Raw genomic sequence first — 17,696 nt, 5'->3', positions numbered from 1 at the left:
CCTCGATCGACTACTGTCAGCCCCACCACAAACCCCTGTTGCAACCAAACCTTGAATCCACCCGGCGTGTCTTCGCAGCAGTTACACGTTGGGCACCGAAACGCCAAGGCGCTGACCGATCAGCGGAACCACCGCTCCCGCCCGGCGCGGCGACGTGGCAGGGTGACCTCGTGGCGAACACTCCTGAGACGACCGTCGAGCACGACCTGCGCGAGATCAGCACCCCGAAGGGCGCATTGCGCTACTACGACTGCGGCCCCGAGTCCGGCCCGGTGTTGCTGTTCCTGCATGGCTCCGGGCCCGGCGTCACCGGGTGGCGCAACTTTCGCGGGGTACTGCCCACCTTCGCCGAGCGCTTCCGCTGCGTGATCCTGGAATTCCCCGGCTTCGGGGTCAGCGACGACTTCGGCGGCCACCCGATGGTGACGGCGTTCGGCACCGTGTCTCCTTTCCTGGACGCGCTGGGCGTCGACAGAGTGCACATCGTAGGCAACTCGATGGGCGGCGGCGTCGGCATCAATTTCGCCATCGCCAATCCCGATCGCGTCGGTCGGCTCGTCACGATCGGCGGCATCGGGACAAACATCTTCAGCCCCAGCCCCAGCGAGGGCATCCGGCTGTTGCAGGAATTCGTCGAAGACCCCACCCGGCAGCGGCTCGTCGACTGGCTGAAATCGATGGTGTACGACCAGTCGTTGGTCACCGACGAGCTGATCGAGGAACGCTGGTCGCTAGCCACCGATCCCGCGACGCTGGACGCCGCGCGCCGCATGTACGGCAAGGCGGCGTTCGCCGGGATGAACTCCGCCATGGCGGCGTCCGACCGGCCGATGCCGTGGGCCGTCATGCACAAGCTGACGGTGCCAACTCTGCTGACATGGGGCCGAGACGACAGGGTGAGCCCGCCCGACATGGCGCTGATCCCCATGCGCACCATTCCCAACGCGGAACTTCACATATTCCCCAACTCAGGGCACTGGGCGATGATCGAAGCCAAGGAAGCGTTCGAAAGTACGGTGCTGGCGTTCCTGTCGCGAGAGAACGGCTAACTGCCCGTCAATCCCTCATCGCTGGGTGGCGCCAGCATCGACGGGCAGGGTCACCGCGGTGATGTACCGCGCCTCATCGGAGGCCAGGAACAGCGCGGCGTTGGCGACGTCCATCGGATCTATCCACGGCACCGCGAGCATGTTCATGCCGCGAGCTGCCTCGGCGAACTCGGCACGCGTGGGCGGCCGGTCCAAGTCCGGGCGAAACGCGCTCCTAACGGCGTCGTTCTGGATCATCGGAGTGTCGACATTCGTCGGATGGACGCAGTTGACCCGAACATTGTGCGGCGCAAGCTCGATCGCAAGGCTGCGCATCAGACCGACCACACCGTGCTTGGCGGCGGTGTAGTGCGCGACACCGACTAAGCCACGCAATCCGGCGATCGAGTTCGTCAGGACCAGAGCCCCGGCGCCGCGCGCGATCAGGTGCGGCGCCCCTGCCCGGCACGTATGCCACACGCCGGTGAGGTTGACGTCCAGCATGGCGCGCCACGCGGTTTCGTTCAGATCGACGGCCATGCCGCGAGAGGTGATTCCCGCGGTCGCACACACCGCGTCCAGTCCGCCGAACCGTTCGACGCCGTGGTCGGTGGCGGCGTGCATGCCGGCGAGGTCCCGCACGTCGACGATCTCCGTGTGCACCCGGGCACCAGCTTCGGTGACCAGGGCGGCCGTCCTGTCGAGGTCGGCGGGCGTGCTGTGCGGGATCACCACCGTATCGACGGGTCCGCACACGTCGAGCGCCACGATGTCGGCGCCCTCCTGCGCGAAGCGCACGGCTTGCGCGCGCCCGATCCCGCGCGCCGCGCCGGTGATCAGGGCGACTTTTCCCGCAAGCCGCCCTTTCACGTCGTCTTCTGCGTCAGACCCGCGTCGACGACGAGCTGCGTACCCGTGATGTAGCGAGCCTCGTCGGAGGCCAAGAACACCACGGCGTTGGCCACGTCGACCGGTTCCAGCCACGGCACAGGCAGCAGGTTGCGCGCCTGGAGGACCTCCGCTGCATCGGCCGCCGTGGGGTTCTCCAGATCGGGCCGCAGGCGCTTGAATGTCGCCTCGTTGAGCACCGTGGTTGTTGCGACCGCGCCGGGGTGGACAGTGTTGACCCGGATGCTGCGCGGCCCGAGTTCGTTGGCCAGGGTGCGTGCCAGGCCCACCACCGCGTGCTTACTGGCGGTGTAGTGGGCGGTGTTGGTCGTGCCGCGAATCCCGTTGGTGGAACTGATGATCACGATGGAGCCGCCGCCCTCCCCCATGTGCGGCACAGCCGCCTTGACGGTGTGCCATACGCCGGTGAGGTTGACGTCGAGTGTGCGCTGCCAGTCCCGGGGGTCCAGTTCCCACGAGGGCGCGCCGGTGAGGTGGATTCCGGCGTTGGCGACGATCACGTCAAGCCGACCCAGCTCGGCGACGCCGTGATCGATCGCGGCCGTCATCGCTTCGAGGTCGCTGACATCGGCCACGCCGGTCACGCAGCGCCGGCCCCTATTCTCGACTTCCCTTGCGGTATCGCTCAATTCGCCTGCGGCCGCCTGCCCGTCCAGCACGATCACGTCGGCGCCCTCGTCGGCGAACCGCTCGCAATGCACGCGTCCGCTGCCGCGGGCGGCGCCGGTTACCAGCACGACTTTGTCAACCAGTCCTGTCATTGCGGCATCTTGATCAGGTCGAATCCGCGGTAGCCGGAGTCGGCGACGTCGGCGCAGATGTCGTTGTAGGTCGCGAAGCCCCCGACGAACAGCATGAAACCCCTTGGCTTTCCCGGTACGTTCGCGCCCATGTACCAGGAGTTCGCCTTGGTGAATAGCGTCGTCTCGGCGCGCCGGGAGCATTCGGCGACCCAGCCGTCCACGCTGTCCACCGTGGCTTCGATCGCGGCGTAGTCGTGGTTATCCAGGTAGGTGATGGCCTCAGCAATCCAGTTCACCTGAGCTTCCGCGTGTAGCACCATGTTCGCCAGGACGGCGGGTGCTCCCGGGCCGGAGATCAAAAACAGATTGGGAAAGCCGTCCACGCCCAACCCCAGATAGGTGCGAGGTCCGTGCGCCCAGTCGTCACGTAGGGCCGTGCCACCGCGTCCGACGATGTCGATCTTGCCCAGCGCCCCGGTCATAGCGTCGAAACCCGTTGCCAGAACGATCATGTCGACGTCGTACCGGGCCTCGGTGGTGTTGATCCCGGTCGCGTCGACGGATTCGATCGGAGTGGCGCGCACGCTGACCAGCGACACGTTGGTCCGATTGAAGGTCTGAAAGTAGTTGCTGTCGGTGCAGATTCGCTTGGTGCCGATCGGGTGGTCAGTGGGAATCAGCATGTCGGCGACCGCGGGATCGTCGATGACGGCCCGGATCTTTTCCTCGTAGAACTTTCGGGCCTCGTCATTGGCCGCCAGATCGATCATCTGGTCGGGGAATGTCTTCGAGAACAGCACGCCACCCAGCTGCCATCGCTTTTCGAACGCCGCTCGACGCTCCTCTGGCGTGTACTCCATCGTCGGCTTCGGGGCGGTGATGTGCGGCGAGCCACCGCCACTGCGCCACGAAAGCCTGCGCCGCGCCGCGTAGCCGGCCTTGATGTCGTCGAGCTCTTCGGCCGACAACGGCTTGTTGCCCGCCGGGACACTGTAATTGGGGCTGCGCTGGAAGACATAGAGGTGGGACGCCTGCTCGGCGATAATTGGAATCGACTGAATTCCGGAGGATCCGGTGCCGATGACCGCGACCCGCTTGCCGGTGAAGTCGACGGGATCGTGGGGCCATTGGGCGGTGTGGTAGATCTGGCCGGCAAAATTGTCCAAGCCATCGAAGGTCGGCGTGAGCGCAGCCGACAACGGGCCGGTTGCCATGAGACAAAACCGCGCCGAGAGCGCCTGCCCGCCGTCGGTGGTGACTGTCCAGCGCAACGCGGCCTCATCCAGGACCGCCGACACGACGCGGGTGTTCAGGGCGATGTCGCGGCGCAGGTCCAGTTTGTCGGCGACCCAGTTCAGGTAGGCGAGGATCTCGGCCTGGGTGGCATACTTTTCGGTCCAGTTCCATTCCTGCTGCAGTTCGTCGGAGAACGAGTAGCAGTAGTCGACACTCTCGACGTCGCAGCGCGCGCCCGGATAGCGGTTGTAGTACCAGGTCCCGCCCACCTCGGGTGCGGCTTCGAGCACCCGCACCGACAGACCTTGGCTGCGCAGCTTGTGTAGGGCGTACAGACCGGCGAACCCCGCGCCGACCACTAGTACGTCGAGAGGCTGCTGGCCGGGATTGGTCACAGGCAGCCACGGTAGGGCCTTAGTCGTCGCGCGCGGTTCCCCTTCCCGGTCAACGGACGCTCCGGCCGAGTTTTCCCGACCACCGGGCGTGCGCACCCGCCCCCCGCCGCATATCGCAGACCATCGGCTCATGTCGGAAGTTGCTCATGTCGAAGTGGAGCTGGATGGTCAGCGACATCGTTTGCGTTGGCCCCGTAGTCAGACCCTGGTCGACCTGTTGCTCGATGCGGGCATCGACGCGCCCCACTCGTGCCGGGAGGGCCGCTGCGGTTCGTGTGTGGCCACCGTCGTCGCGGGCGAGACCGTCATGGCGGCGTGCGACCTCCTGGAAGCCGACGACCTGCGCGGCGGTCTGATTCTCGCGTGTCAGGCCAGGCCGGCCAGCGACCATCTCCACATCAAGTTTTGACCGCGAAGTTTTGACCGCGATTGCGTCCGCTCACCGGGATTGCCTTCGGGTTCGGCGCGGACTGCGGTAGACCATTACTACGCCCCCACACGTTAGGACGAACGATATGAGCGAGCGGGTACTCGACCGGGTAGTTGCCATGGCCGATCAGTTGCGGGACCAGGCCGCCGAAGCCGAACGGATTGGCCGCCTCACCGACGACACCGTCAAGCTGATGAAAGGTGCCGGCCTGATCCGGCTGCTGCAGACCAAGCAATACCAGGGCTTCGAGGTCCACCCCCGCGAGTTCGCTGAGACGACGATGGCCACTGCGGCGCTGGATCCAGCCGCCGGCTGGATCGTCGGCGTGGTTGGTGTGCATCCCTACCAGTTGGCCTATGCCGATCCGAAAGTCTCCGCGGAAATCTGGGCAGAGGACGTCGACACGTGGATGGCCTCCCCGTACGCGCCGCAGGGTGTGGCCAAGCCCGTCGACGGCGGCTACATCTTCAACGGCCGCTGGCAGTTCAGCTCGGGCACCGACCACTGCGACTGGATCATCCTCGGGGCGATGCTCGGCGACGAGAAGGGCATCCCGCTGATGCCGCCGCAGATGCTCCACATGATCCTGCCGCGCAAGGACTACGAGATCGTCGAGGACTCGTGGAATGTGGTGGGGCTGCGCGGAACCGGCTCCAAGGACGTCATCGTCAAGGACGCGTTCGTCCCGACCTATCGGACCATGGACGCGACGAAGGTGATGGACGGCACCGCCCAGCGCGAGGCGGGCATGACCGAGCCGCTGTACCTGATGCCGTGGTCGACGATGTTCCCGCTGGGCATTTCTGCGGCGACCATCGGCATCGCCGAGGGAGCGCTCGCCGCCCACCTGGACTACCAGCGGGAGCGTGTCGGAGCCACGGGAACGGCGATCAAGGACGACCCCTACGTCATGCACGCCATCGGCGAGGCGGCGGCCGACATCAACGCCGCGCGCCAGGAGCTGCTGGCCAACGCCGATCGCATCTACGACATGGTTGCCGCCGGCAAGGAGGTGTCGTTCGCGGACCGCGCGGCCGGTCGGCGCACGCAGGTTCGCGCGGTGTGGCGCGCGGTGTCGGCGGTCGACGAGATCTTCGCCCGCTCGGGCGGCAACGCGGCGCGGATGGACAAGCCGCTGCAGCGGTACTGGCGGGACGTGCATGTCGGCCACCTGCACGCTATCCACGTCCCCGGCACCACCTACCACGCGTCGGCGCTGAGCTCGCTGGGCATCGATCCGCCGGAAGGTCCACTGCGAGCCTTGATTTAGGAGAACGCTTCACCATGAGCGACCTGAAAAGCCTTGGCTACATCACTATTTCGACCAATGATATCGATCGCTGGCGGCAATTCGCCTTCGGCGTCCTCGGATTCGCGGAAGGCTCCCCACCAAAAGGAGGAGGCCCCGACGCGTCCGCGCTGTATCTGCGCATGGACGAGCGGGCAGCCCGGCTGATCGTGCTGCCCGGTGACACCGACCGGGTGCTCACCGTCGGCTGGGAAGTGCGCGACCACCAGGCGCTGCAGCGGGTCAAGGCCACCCTCGATGGCGCCGGGGTTGCGTTCAAACAGCTGTCCACCGACGAGGCGGAGGCGCGTCGCGTGGAAGAGGTGCTCACGTTCGAGGACCCGGCCGGAACCACGCTCGAGGTGTTTCACGGGGCGGTGCTCGACCACAGCCCGGTCGTCACCCCGTTCGGCGCGAAATTCGTCACCGGCGATCAGGGGCTGGGGCATGTCGTCGTGCCGGCCATGGATCCCAACGGGCTGTTCGACTTCTACACCGACGTGCTGGGTTTCCGTTCCCGTGGCGCGTTCCGGGTGCCGCTGCCGAAAGAGTTCGGGCCGGTGCGGGTTCGCTTCCTGGGCATCAACGAACGACACCACAGCATGGCGATCGTCCCGGCCGCACATCAGCGCGACCCGCGGCTCGTGCACATCATGGTCGAAGTCGACACCCTCGACGCGGTGGGCCAGGCGCTGGATCGCGTGAACGCCGAGGGATTCCAGCTGTCGTCCACACTGGGACGCCACACCAACGACAAGATGATCTCCTTCTACGTCCGCGCGCCCGGCGACTGGGACATCGAATTCGGCACCGACGGCATGCGGGTCGACGAAACCTATTACACCGCAGAGGAAATCACCGCCGACAGCTACTGGGGTCACCAGTGGGTCGGCGAGATGCCCGCGGCGATGCGGTTATGACGCCCGACACCGACGTCACACCCATTCCCGCCGCGTCGATCGCCTCGTGGGACGACGAGGCCGACGTCGTCATCGCCGGCTACGGGGTGGCCGGCGCCGCCGCGGCGGTCGAAGCGGCCCGCTCCGGCGCCGACGTCCTGGTGCTGGAGCGCACCGGCTCGTGGGGCGGCGCGGCGGCGATGGCGGGCGGGTTCATCTACCTCGGCGGTGGTACGGCGCTGCAAAAGGCTTGCGGCTTCGACGATTCCGTCGAGAACATGGCGGCGTTTCTCAACGTCGCGATGGGGCCCGGCGCCGACGGGGACCGGATCGCCGACTATTGCGCCGGCAGTGTCGCCCATTTCGACTGGCTGGTCGGCTGCGGCGTGCCGTTCAAGGCGGAGTTCTTCTCCGAGCCCGGCTGGGAACCGATGGGCGACCAGGGCCTGATGTATAGCGGCGGCGAAAACGCCTACCCGTTCAACACCATTGCCACCCCAGCCCCGCGCGGTCATGTCCCGCAGATGTCGAACAAGAAGCAGGGTGAGGCAAGCGCCGGCTACATGCTGATGAAGCCGCTCGTCGAAACCGCGACCGCGGCCGGCGCGCGCGCCCTTTACGACGTGCGGGTGCAGTCGCTGATCGTCGAATCCGACGGGCGGGTGGTCGGCCTGCGCGCCCGGCAATACGGCACCGAGATGGCGTTGCGGGCGCGCTCGGGCGTGGTCCTCGCGACGGGCAGCTTCGCCTACAACGACGCGATGGTGATGCGCTACGCCCCGCGGATCGCCGGCCGCCCGGCTGCGTCGATCGAGCAGCACGACGGCCAGGCGATCCGGATGGCGCAGGCCCTGGGCGCCGACCTGGCCCACATGGACGCCACCGAGGTCGCGATCTTCATCGATCCGCAACAGCTGGTGCGCGGAATCCTGGTCAACGGCCGGGGCCAGCGCTACGTCACCGAGGACACCTACCCGGGCAGGATCGGGCAGCTCACGCTGTATCAGCAGGACAACACCGCCTACCTGATCATCGACGGCGACGCTCAGGAGGAGGCGATGGCGTCGTGGTCACCGAAGTTCATGTTGCGGCCGGCGACGTGGGTGGCCGACAGCGTCGCCGACCTGGAACGCGACATGGGGCTGACGCCCGGTTCGCTGCAGGCGACCGTCGCCGCCTACAACGACGGGGCCGCCAGGGGCGAGGATCCGCTGCTGCACAAGAAGCCGGAATGGGTGAAGCCGATCGGCTGCCCGGTCGGCGCGATCGACCTGCGCGAGAGCACTGGCGGCTTCACCCTGGGCGGCCTGAGTACCACGTTGGACGCCGAGGTGCTGCACGTCAGCGGTGAGCCCATACCCGGCCTCTTCGCCGCGGGGCGTTCGACCGCGGGTCTCGCCGCGTGGGGTTACGCCAGCGGGATCTCGCTCGGCGACGGCAGCTTCTACGGCCGCCGGGCTGGCCGCTCGGCCGCCAAGGGCTGACCTGCGCTAATCCGCCGACTGACCCGGGTCCGTCGGCGCTTTTTCGTGTCTTGTGTGACAGCAGCCACAGCGGTATGGTGCATATATTCCTAATAGGAATATATCAGCCAGTTATAGCAACCCTTGAGGACACCGATGTCACGAACCGACGCCGTCGCGACCGCCCAACCAACACCCAGTGCCGTTATCGACCGCATCTCGTTGGTGCTTGATGCGTTCGATGGACCGGGACGGCTGACGCTGGCACAGATCGTCCGCCGTACCGGCCTGCCGCGCTCGTCGGCGCATCGGATGCTCGAGCGCTTGGTGCAACTGCGCTGGCTGCGCCGCAGCGGCCGCGACTACGAGCTCGGTATGCGTTTGGTGGAGCTCGGCTCGCTAGCCGTACACCAGGACCGTCTGGTGCGCGCGGCCAGTCCGCTGCTGGGCGAATTGCACCGCGCCACCGGGCTTGTCGTACACCTCGCGGTGCTGGACGGACCCGACGTCGTCTATCTCGACAAGGTCGGCGAACCGATGAACGCCGCGATCCCCACCCGAGTTGGGGGCCGTCAACCCGCGCACTGCACCGCCGTGGGCAAGGCGATCCTGGCCTACAGTGACGAGGACACCGCCGTGGATCTGCAGGCCCGCAAGACCAAGTACTCGATCGTTAACAGCTCGCAACTGGCGATCGAATTGGCCAAGGTGCGCGCCCACGGTGTCGCGTTCGAGCGCGAGGAGTCGCTGCTCGGATTCGGTTGTGTGGCAGCCCCGATCGGCAGCCCGGGTGAGGCCGTCGCCGCGGTGTCGGTGTGCGGTCCGATGAATCGCATGATGTTCGATCAGCGCCTGGCCGCCCCCGTGCGCATGACCGCGATGGCCGTCTGGCGCAACGTCGAGGACGGCCCGCAGCGGGTGGCGCCAACCCTGCAACCGCTGCGGCCACTGCGACTGGCGCGTTCCGCGCCGCGTCCTGCCCTGCAATACGCGTGAGCCTCGATCCACAGATCGCGCCGCTGATCGAGGCGCTGGACGCCGGCTTCCCGCCGGTCCACACCATGACCGGTGCGCAGGCAAGGGCAACGATCCGCTCCCGCTTCGTGCCACCTGCAGAACTCGAGCCCGTTGCCGAGGTGAGAGACGAATCCATTCCGGGGCCCGGCGGCGACATCGCGGTGCGGATCTACCGCCCCGATGGCGAGAGCCTGCCGATCCTGGTGTACGCCCACGGTGGCGGCTTTGTGTTCTGCGACCTGGACAGTCACGACGGCCTGTGCCGGACTATTGCTAATCGTGTTCCCGCCGTTGTGATTTCGGTCGCCTACCGCCTGGCCCCGGAGCATCGGTGGCCTGACGCTGCCGAGGACGTCTACGCGGTCGCCCGATGGGCGGCCGACAATGCGGACGCGGTTGCCGGCGATGCACAGCGCGTTGTGGTCGGCGGCGACAGCGCGGGAGGAAACCTGGCCGCCGTCACCGCGGTGATGGCGCGCGATCGCAGCGGTCCCCCGATCGCGGGCCAGTTGCTCATCTATCCGGTGATAGCAGCCGACTTTAACAACGAGTCTTATCGCTTGTTCGGCAACGGTTTCTACAATCCGAAGCCGGCGCTGCAATGGTATTGGGATCAGTACGTTCCGGCGCGTGCCGATCGGGAACACCCATACGCGTCGCCCCTTCGGGCGAACCTGGCCGGACTGCCGCCAGCAGTCATCGTCACCGCCGGTCACGATCCACTTCGTGACGAGGGCAACGCCTACGCCGACGCGCTCGAGGCTGCGGGTGTGATCACTGTGCGATGCCCCTTCGACGGCGGCATCCATGGGTTCATGACGATGCCGATGCTCGACATAGCTCACGAAGCGCGGCAGCAGGCGTGCTCGGGACTGGCTCAACTGCTTCGCTGAAAGGTCGCACCATGGCTGACGGTCGGATATTCGTCATCGACAGAGTGGTGACCAAGCCCGGCTGCGCAAGGACATTCGTCGACGCCTACCTCGCCGAATACGCGCCCGGCGCCCGCTGCCGCGGGATGACATTGCGCGACGTCCTCGTCAGTCCTCCGATCTGGTCCAAAGATCTCTCAAATACCGTCACTATCAGCTGGACGCTGCCGAGCGTGCAGGCATGGTGGGAGATGACCTGGAAGGGTCGGCCGGACCCGGCACTGGGCGAATGGTGGTCTCGGATCAGCGAACTGGTCACCGCGCGGTCGCGGTCTTTCGCCGCTGCAGCCGACGACGTCGATGGCCTCTGCGATGTATAGCGTTACCAGGCTCATCGACATCGCGGAGGAAGAGCGGCTTCGGGTGCTGGCGGCCGTGCGTTCGGCGGCGGAAGCGACCTCCGCACTACACCGGCTCGTCGAGCCGACGCTGACGGGGTCGCGCAACGGGGGCGACGTCCTAGTCCACTTGAGGTTCGAATCACGAAGTCAATGGCTCTCGGCCGCGGATGATTTCGCTGCGGTGCTGCACGATCCCGGGATTACGCGAGTCAATGGAGCGACCTACGCAGGTGTTCTGAACCACAACGGCGGCGGCCCGGGAACCATCTATCGCACCCTGCTGTTGCGGGTAGCGCCAGATACGGCCGCCGTCACAGTTGAACGTTTCGAAGACGAGCTGTCCTGGATGCCCGACTACATACCGGCCGTCAGAGCGTGGCAGCTGAGCCGCGTCGATGATGCGATCGGGGCCTCGTCATGGACGCACGTGTTCGAGCAGGAGTTCAGCGATCTCGACGGTCTGATGGGTCCCTACCTGATGCATCCGATCCACTGGGCGGTGGTGGACCGATGGTTCGATCCGGAATGTCCTGACGTGATCGTGCGCGACCGGGTGTGCCACAGCTTCTGTCGATGCATCGCGCCCTTGCCAACTAGCTGCTGAAGACGCTGAGCGATCCGACGTGGGCGCGGTTGGCCTTGATCCGCTCTGTCAGGCACCACGTCCCGTCGGCACGCCGCTGCCACGTGTCTTTGTAGTCGCCGAGGGTATAGAACCGCGCCGACGCGTCAGCATCAGACTGAAGATGGACATCGCGAATGTAGGCGCGGCTGAATGCATTATCGCCATCAACATCGATAACAACATTGCCCAATAGATGTTGGGTCGGACCACAATTGTCGAGGAAACCCCGTATCAGTTCAATGATTGCTGCACTGCCGTGCAGCCGGCCGGTGCCGAAGTCGCCTTGAGCGTCATCGGCGAGAATCTCGGCCATCGCGGTCCAGTCGCGGTCGTCCATGGCGCGGGCGAATAGGTTCAACGCGCGCTGTATGTCACGCTCATCGAACAGGCGTTGTAGCCGATCGGTATCCATGTTTCTTTATCTTGCAGGCTATAGCCCGGCGGGGAGGATATTCGGGTTAGCAGATGCCGGCGGTTCCAGCGGCGGCAGCTCCGACCTACCGTCGAGGCTGCGCACCGGCAGCCCATGTGACCACGGGTAGTGCAGGCTGAAGGCCACCAGGCCGGTGCGTTGCGCGGCCGGCAGATGGCACATCGCGAGCACGGTCTCGGCCAGATACTCGACCGGCTCGGTAAAGAAGGTCTCCGGGATCAACTGTGCAGCACCAGGTGTGCGGACGGCCGTCGACGGGCCGACGCAGTTCACGGCGATGTTGGCATCGAGCAACTCCGCAGCGACGCCCTGGGTGAAGCGATGCAGTGCGGCCTTGCAAGACGCGTAGATGACGTCACCGGCAGTTTTGTTGTACTCCCGGTACGGCCGCACTGGAGCCACACCGGTGACCGAGCCGATGTTGACGATCCACCCGCCACCTTGTCTACGCATATGTGGCACCGCAGCTTTGGTCAAAACGAACGGCGTCCGCAGATAGTGCTCGATGGTCCGGTCGAAGGTTTCCAGCGACATGTTCTCGATCACCGAGTAGTCGGCGAAACCGGCGTTGTTGACCAGGATGTCGATGCGGCCGCTGCGTTCCAGCACCGCGTCCACCAGGCCATCGCGCGCCGCGCCGTCCTCGAGGTCCGCGGTCAGTCCGAACGCTGATCCGCCAGCCTCTTCGATCAGGGCGACGGTCTCGTCGATCGTCCCCGGTAGCGCCGAGGTGGCCCCGGCCCGGATGGACTGCGACGGTTGGTAGGCACGGGCCGTGACCGCGACGGTCGCGCCTTCTGCGGCGAGACGCTGGGCGATTGCGCGTCCAATGCCGCGGCTGCTGCCGGTGACCAAAGCCGTCTTGCCGGTGAGCAATTGGCTCATCGCAATGTAAAATCCTCTTCGATCGGCGCGCGATGCTGATGCCAGACGTCGACCAGTCGATATGGCGTCGCCACCACCACCCGCCCCGATCCCGACCGGTAGTAGGTGTGCGCATTCGGCGTGTGGCACCACACGGTACCCATCATCGTCTCGTCGATTTCCGCGACGTAGTCCTCGTACGCCCGCCGAGTGACTTCGATAGTGTCGGCGCCGCGCAGCGCCATCAACTGCAGGCATTCGATGATGTAGTGCGCGAGCACCTCCATTGAGAAGTTCGCGCCGGCGCCGTGACCGGGGCTGTAGTTCGGTGCCGACATGGTGAACAGGTTGGGAAAGCCGGGTACGGTTCCGCCGCGGTAGGCACGAGGACTTTCGCCCCATTCGTCTGTCAGCTTCTTGCCGTCACGGCCGCGGATGTCGATTGTGGACAGGAAGTCCAGGTAGTAGCCGGTGGCATAGATGATCACGTCGAGGTCGATCTGCCGACCGTCCTGTGTGACAATGCCTTTCGCGTTGACCTCGGCCGGTTCGCTGGCCTCCACGTCAACATGGTCGCGCGTCAACGCCGCGTAATACCCGCCCGGATCGCGGATGATCCGCTTGCCGTACGGTGCGAAATCCGGCGTGACCTTTTTGGCCAACTCCGTGTCTTCGCCGAAGGTCTGCTCGATGTACGCCAGGCACATCTGCAGAAGCACGTCGTTGGCCGCAGAGATGGACAGGTGGTCCTTGGCCCACTCCGGGTCCTGCAGGATGACCGGGTAGTTGTTGTCGGCGGTTCCCCAATACGATTTGAGCCGGTTCCAATTCGCGTAGTACGGCAGGTGACGCCCGAGGTAGCGCCGATGCGCGGGGACCTCGTCGGTGGGACGTTTGCGTGGCGCCACCCAGTGCGGCTGACGCTGGAATATCGTCAGGTGGTCCACCTGGTCGACGCACGCGTCGACGATCTGCACCGCGGTGCACCCGGCGCCGATGATCGCCACCTTCTTGCCGGTGAGATCCACCGAGGAATCCCACCGGGCCGAGTGAATGCTGATGCCCGCGAACGTTTCTCGCCCCTTGACATCGGGCCAGCGGGGCCGGTTGAGGTAGCCGGCCGCGGTGATCACTACGCTTGCGTAGCTGATGTCACGGTGGCCGTCGGCATCGACCGAATGGATCTGCCATTGGTTTCGATCGGCGTCCCACCACAAGGCATCGACCTCGGTGCGGAACCGGGTCCGCTCGCGCAGCTTGTACTTGTCGGCGAGGGCCACCAGATAGCGTTGATACTCCGCGCCTTGCGGATAGTAGCTGCTCCAGTCGGGGTTGACTTCCCAAGAGAGCGAGTAGTACGCCGACGGGGTGTCGACGCCGATGCCCGGATAGGTTGTGGTCAGCCAAGTGCCGCCGACCTCCGCGTTGCGGTCGAAGATCTCGTAGGACACGCCCTCCGCGGCGGCGGCCAGCGCGACGCTGATCCCCGCGATGCCCGCTCCGATGATGGCGATTTTCACGGTATCGGGGATCGGCACCGTGCGCGGCAGCGTCGGCTGCGACCGCTGGAAGCCGCCCTGCTCGAGTAGCAGGTCGACCTGCTCGTCCTCGACTTCCGAACCCAGCGCGATCGGCAGCAGTCGAGCGAACAAATCCCGGTCGGCGGCGGCCACCGCATAGGCTCGCCGGGGCTGAGCCAGCGCGTCAATGACGGCGCGTACCAGCGCTTCGGCAGTTTCGGGGTCGGTGACACCGGCCCGTTCGGGTGGGTCAGGAATGTGCGAGATTTTGGGCGCGTAGGTCTCGATCACCGACGGGTCTCCGGTGAGCTGGGCCAACACCGCGACCAGGACGCCAGGGTCGGCCTGCCGCAGGTTGTCCCGCAGTTCGCCGGGGTCGGGAACGGCGGGGCCGGTGGGCGACGTCGATTCCGTGGCGGCGGTCATGCCATCGAGTATCGAGGCGGACGGTTGGGTCGCGCGGCCATCTGTCTACTCAGCGGGACAGGAGTAGACCCGCGACGGCATCCGACGCATACTCTCCGAAACATGGATCGGGTGCGCTTCGACGGACGGGTGCGCACCCTAGTCGCACAGGCGCGCGGTCATACGCTCGGCGATATTCCTCGCCGATCGGCCCGCCGCCAACCGGACAAGACTGCGATCATCGACGGGGATGTCGAACTGACCTTCGCCGAGTTCGATCATCGGATCGACAGAGCGGCGGCGGCATTGCGCGACAACGGCTTTGCACCCGGCGATCGCATCGCGTTGCTGGCGCGCAACTGCTGGCAGTACGCCGTTCTGGCGTTCGCGACCGCGCGCGCAGCGGTCGTCCTGGTGCCGATCAACTTCATGCTCACCGCCGAGGAGATCGCCTATATCCTGGGCCACAGCCGGGTCAGGGGGTTCGTTGTCGAGGCGGAGCTGATGCCGACCGCTGAGAAAGCGATGCGACTGGGCGGCTCAGTCACGACGAGGGTTGCGCTGCTGCCGGCCGGGCACACGGCTGCAGCGGGCTGGGAAGACTTCGCAGATTGGTTGACGAGTACCGCCGCGGCCCCCAACCCGCGCATCGACGACGACCAGCTCCTACGGCTGATGTACACCAGCGGCACCGAGTCGCGCCCGAAGGCGGCGATGCACTCCAGCCGCAGCCTGATGTGGCAATACGTGAGCACCATCGTCGCCGGGTCGATGTCCGGTGACGACATCGAGATCCACTCGCTGCCGCTTTACCACTGCGCACAGCTGGACAACTTCCTGGCCACAGATATCTATCTCGGCGCTACCAGCATCATCCTGCCCCGTCCGGACCCCGAACTTGTCCTGCGCACCATCGCACGCTATGGCGTGACGAATTACTTTGCGCCACCGACGGTATGGATCAGCCTGCTGCGCTGCCAGATCTTCGACGAGGTGGATCTGTCCAGCCTGCGTAAGGGGTACTACGGCGCCTCGGCGATGCCCGTCGAGGTCCTCAACGAGATCCGGACCCGGCTACCAAATCTGAGGTTATGGAACTTCTACGGTCAGACCGAGATGGCGCCGCTCGCGTCGGCGCTCGGGCCAGATGAGCAGGACGCCCACGCGGGTGCGGCCGGCCGCCCCGTGGTCAATGTGGAGACGACGATTCTCGACGACAACGACATCCCGGTGGCCACCGGTGTCGTCGGCGAGATCGCCCACCGCAGCCCGCATTTGATGCTGGGCTACCTAGACGATGCCGAACGGACTGCCGAGGCCTTCCGCGCCGGATGGTTCCATTCCGGCGACTTGGGCTACTTCGACGAGCACGGCCTGCTGCACGTCGTCGACCGCAAGAAGGACATGATCAAATCGGGTGGCGAGAACGTGGCCAGCCGCGAAGTTGAGGAAGTCTTGTACCGACACAGCGGGGTCCAGGAAGTCGCGGTATTCGGCTTGGCGCATCCGGTCTGGGTGGAAGCCGTGGCGGCGGCGGTGGTGCCCCGCGACGGAGTCGCCGTGACAGAAACCGATCTGCTCGTGCACTGCCGGGAGCACCTGGCCGGATTCAAGACGCCAAAACGCATTTTCTTCGTCGATTCACTGCCGAAGAATCCCAGCGGCAAACTGCTTAAACGCGAACTGCGCGAAGGCTTCAGCCTTGACGAGCGGTTGTCGAATCTGCGATGAGCCGGCCGATCCCTCCACCTTCACACCGGAATGGCGAAGATCCTTTTCATGGCGCCGGTACGGTGTTCCACTGACCGGGCATCCGCGGTGTCATCAGGGCCGCACCGGGGTTGACTCGCCGACATGAGCAAAGACGTCACGCTGCCGGAACTGCAGGAGTTCATCGGCAGCTTCTGGTACCACTACGACGAAGCGCACTACGACGAACTGGCCGCGAGCTACGCCGAAGACGTGCACTACCTGACCCGCAGCGATTCCGGAGCCAGCCCGTTCGAAGACTTGATGTCACCCGAACTGCACGGACGCGATGCCGTGATGGAATGGCTGTCGGAACATCGCAAGCAGAGCCCATACCCGCTCCGCCACCATGCGACCAATGTGCACCGCACCGGAACCGACGGTGACGTTACCCGCGTGCGGTTCTATATCCTCGTCAACCAAATCGCCAACTTCGTACCGTTCGCGGTGTCCAGCGGCGTCGTCAACGTTGGCGTCCGGCGCGAAGGGACCGGGCTGGTGTTCACCGAGATGGACGTCGTGCTCGACGCCACCGACTCCGTCCTGCTGGCGGAGCTCGCCGCCGACAGCGCCACAGGTTCGTGAGCGCGCGCGCAACATTTTCCGGCGGTGTCGCCGTCATCACGGGGGCCGGCGCCGGGGTCGGCGCGGGAATGGCGCGATACGCCAGCCGCCTGGGCATGGCCGTCGTCCTTGCCGACGTCGATGCCGTTGCCATCGCCGCGCTGCGCGACGAACTTTGCGAAGCGGACGGCACGGCGGTAGACATCGTGTGCGACGTGACCGACCCGGACGCCGTCCAGAAACTCGCCGACCGGGTCTACCGCGACGTCGGCCCGGTGCGGCTGCTGGTGAACAACGCAGGCATCGAGCAGTTCGGCTACCTATGGGACACCCCAATAGCCAACTGGCGGCGCGTCGTCGACATCAACATCAGCGGCGTCTTCCACGGTATCCGCGCATTTCTGCCGAAGATGATGGCCACCGACGAGGAAGCCTGGGTGTGGAACCTGTCGTCGGTCGGTGCAGTACGCGCAATCCCGTTGCAGGCGCCCTACATCATGAGCAAACACGCGGTGCTCGCGTTGACCGAATGCCTGCATCTGGATGTTCAATTGGCCGGGCACGGCCACCACATTCACGTCCAGGCCGTGCTGCCCGGCGCGGTGGCCTCCAACATCTTCGAGGCGGCCGGCGGAGTCGGCCCTGACGCCGGCGATGCCGGTGCCGCCGAGGCGCAACGCTCCGCCATGCTGGACATCAAGGCCGCGGCAATGGATCCGCTTGCGGCCGCTGAGACGTTATTCGAGCAGGCCGCCGAGGGAAGGTTCTATCTAGTCACCCAGCAAACCGTCGCATTGGCCATGGCAGATCGCGCGAATGTGCTTGCTGCACAACGACCTCCGGTGCTGAGGTGAC

Annotated in this window: 18 protein-coding genes; 12 read left to right on the top strand and 6 right to left on the bottom strand. The window is 65.7% G+C overall.

Features of this window, described 5'->3' with window-relative positions:
* Positions 1–170: 170 nt before the first annotated feature.
* Positions 171–1,049: an alpha/beta fold hydrolase gene (locus A5736_RS17475; protein WP_076247610.1), complete on the top strand. Its 879-nt coding sequence runs from the start codon at positions 171–173 to the stop codon at positions 1,047–1,049.
* A 15-nt stretch (positions 1,050–1,064) separates the two neighbouring features.
* Here A5736_RS17475 and A5736_RS17470 read toward each other — a convergent pair whose 3' ends face one another.
* From A5736_RS17470 to A5736_RS17460, 3 genes are read right to left on the bottom strand one after another with little or no spacing between them, the layout of a single operon-like run.
* Positions 1,065–1,898 (bottom strand): mycofactocin-coupled SDR family oxidoreductase, encoded by an 834-nt coding sequence (locus A5736_RS17470; protein ID WP_076247609.1) that lies wholly within the window; start codon positions 1,896–1,898, stop codon positions 1,065–1,067.
* Positions 1,895–2,698 carry a mycofactocin-coupled SDR family oxidoreductase gene (locus A5736_RS17465; protein ID WP_076247607.1) on the bottom strand — a complete coding sequence of 268 codons (804 nt, stop codon included), beginning with the start codon at positions 2,696–2,698 and terminating at the stop codon, positions 1,895–1,897. Before A5736_RS17465 ends, A5736_RS17470 begins: the two co-directional genes overlap by 4 nt.
* Positions 2,695–4,311, bottom strand: a complete 1,617-nt coding sequence (locus tag A5736_RS17460; protein WP_076247605.1) for an NAD(P)/FAD-dependent oxidoreductase — start codon at positions 4,309–4,311, stop codon at positions 2,695–2,697. Before A5736_RS17460 ends, A5736_RS17465 begins: the two co-directional genes overlap by 4 nt.
* 130 nt (positions 4,312–4,441) lie before the next feature.
* On the opposite strand from A5736_RS17460, the gene A5736_RS17455 reads away from it, so the two are divergent.
* From A5736_RS17455 to A5736_RS17420, 8 genes are all read left to right on the top strand, one after another.
* The gene (locus A5736_RS17455) at positions 4,442–4,720 is read left to right on the top strand and encodes a 2Fe-2S iron-sulfur cluster binding domain-containing protein (protein WP_076123064.1); all 279 of its coding nucleotides are present in this window, start codon (positions 4,442–4,444) and stop codon (positions 4,718–4,720) included.
* Positions 4,721–4,826: 106 nt separating this feature from the next.
* Positions 4,827–6,011 carry an acyl-CoA dehydrogenase family protein gene (locus A5736_RS17450; protein WP_076062082.1) on the top strand — a complete coding sequence of 395 codons (1,185 nt, stop codon included), beginning with the start codon at positions 4,827–4,829 and terminating at the stop codon, positions 6,009–6,011.
* Between the two features lie 14 nt (positions 6,012–6,025).
* Positions 6,026–6,949, top strand: coding sequence for a biphenyl-2,3-diol 1,2-dioxygenase (gene bphC, locus A5736_RS17445; RefSeq protein ID WP_076123062.1), 924 nt, complete (start codon positions 6,026–6,028; stop codon positions 6,947–6,949).
* The gene (locus A5736_RS17440; protein WP_076247603.1) at positions 6,946–8,412 is read left to right on the top strand and encodes an FAD-dependent oxidoreductase; all 1,467 of its coding nucleotides are present in this window, start codon (positions 6,946–6,948) and stop codon (positions 8,410–8,412) included. The genes bphC and A5736_RS17440 overlap by 4 nt, the downstream gene beginning before the upstream one ends.
* A gap of 135 nt (positions 8,413–8,547) precedes the next feature.
* Positions 8,548–9,387, top strand: coding sequence for an IclR family transcriptional regulator (locus A5736_RS17435; protein ID WP_076123060.1), 840 nt, complete (start codon positions 8,548–8,550; stop codon positions 9,385–9,387).
* Positions 9,384–10,301, top strand: a complete 918-nt coding sequence (locus A5736_RS17430) for an alpha/beta hydrolase (protein WP_076123059.1) — start codon at positions 9,384–9,386, stop codon at positions 10,299–10,301. Before A5736_RS17435 ends, A5736_RS17430 begins: the two co-directional genes overlap by 4 nt.
* Positions 10,302–10,312: 11 nt before the next feature.
* The gene (locus A5736_RS17425; protein WP_076247601.1) at positions 10,313–10,660 is read left to right on the top strand and encodes a hypothetical protein; all 348 of its coding nucleotides are present in this window, start codon (positions 10,313–10,315) and stop codon (positions 10,658–10,660) included.
* Positions 10,653–11,285, top strand: coding sequence for a Dabb family protein (locus A5736_RS17420; RefSeq protein WP_076247599.1), 633 nt, complete (start codon positions 10,653–10,655; stop codon positions 11,283–11,285). The genes A5736_RS17425 and A5736_RS17420 overlap by 8 nt, the downstream gene beginning before the upstream one ends.
* Here the strand turns inward: A5736_RS17420 and A5736_RS17415 are convergent.
* Genes A5736_RS17415 through A5736_RS17405 form a run of 3 tightly spaced genes read right to left on the bottom strand, consistent with a single transcriptional unit; the run spans position 11,275 to position 14,549 of the window.
* Entirely contained in the window at positions 11,275–11,718 is a 444-nt protein-coding gene (locus A5736_RS17415) for a nuclear transport factor 2 family protein (protein ID WP_076247597.1), read from the bottom strand. The genes A5736_RS17420 and A5736_RS17415 overlap by 11 nt on opposite strands.
* 18 nt (positions 11,719–11,736) lie before the next feature.
* The gene (locus A5736_RS17410; RefSeq protein WP_076123055.1) at positions 11,737–12,624 is read right to left on the bottom strand and encodes an SDR family NAD(P)-dependent oxidoreductase; all 888 of its coding nucleotides are present in this window, start codon (positions 12,622–12,624) and stop codon (positions 11,737–11,739) included.
* The gene (locus A5736_RS17405) at positions 12,621–14,549 is read right to left on the bottom strand and encodes an NAD(P)/FAD-dependent oxidoreductase (RefSeq protein WP_076247596.1); all 1,929 of its coding nucleotides are present in this window, start codon (positions 14,547–14,549) and stop codon (positions 12,621–12,623) included. Before A5736_RS17405 ends, A5736_RS17410 begins: the two co-directional genes overlap by 4 nt.
* Before the next feature lie 102 nt (positions 14,550–14,651).
* Here A5736_RS17405 and A5736_RS17400 point away from each other — a divergent pair, with 102 nt between their 5' ends.
* The 3 genes from A5736_RS17400 (at position 14,652) to A5736_RS17390 (ending at position 17,695) form a co-directional block, all read left to right on the top strand.
* Positions 14,652–16,259, top strand: coding sequence for an acyl-CoA synthetase (locus A5736_RS17400; protein WP_076247594.1), 1,608 nt, complete (start codon positions 14,652–14,654; stop codon positions 16,257–16,259).
* 123 nt (positions 16,260–16,382) lie between these two features.
* Positions 16,383–16,862, top strand: coding sequence for a nuclear transport factor 2 family protein (locus A5736_RS17395; RefSeq protein ID WP_076247592.1), 480 nt, complete (start codon positions 16,383–16,385; stop codon positions 16,860–16,862).
* Positions 16,859–17,695 carry an SDR family oxidoreductase gene (locus A5736_RS17390; protein WP_076247590.1) on the top strand — a complete coding sequence of 279 codons (837 nt, stop codon included), beginning with the start codon at positions 16,859–16,861 and terminating at the stop codon, positions 17,693–17,695. Before A5736_RS17395 ends, A5736_RS17390 begins: the two co-directional genes overlap by 4 nt.
* Position 17,696: the final 1 nt, after the last annotated feature.

It is taken from the genome of Mycobacterium sp. SP-6446, assembly GCF_001954045.1.
Lineage (GTDB): Bacteria > Actinomycetota > Actinomycetes > Mycobacteriales > Mycobacteriaceae > Mycobacterium.
The sequence above is the reverse complement of the archived record's forward strand: the minus strand, read 5'-3'. Positions and strand labels throughout refer to the sequence as shown.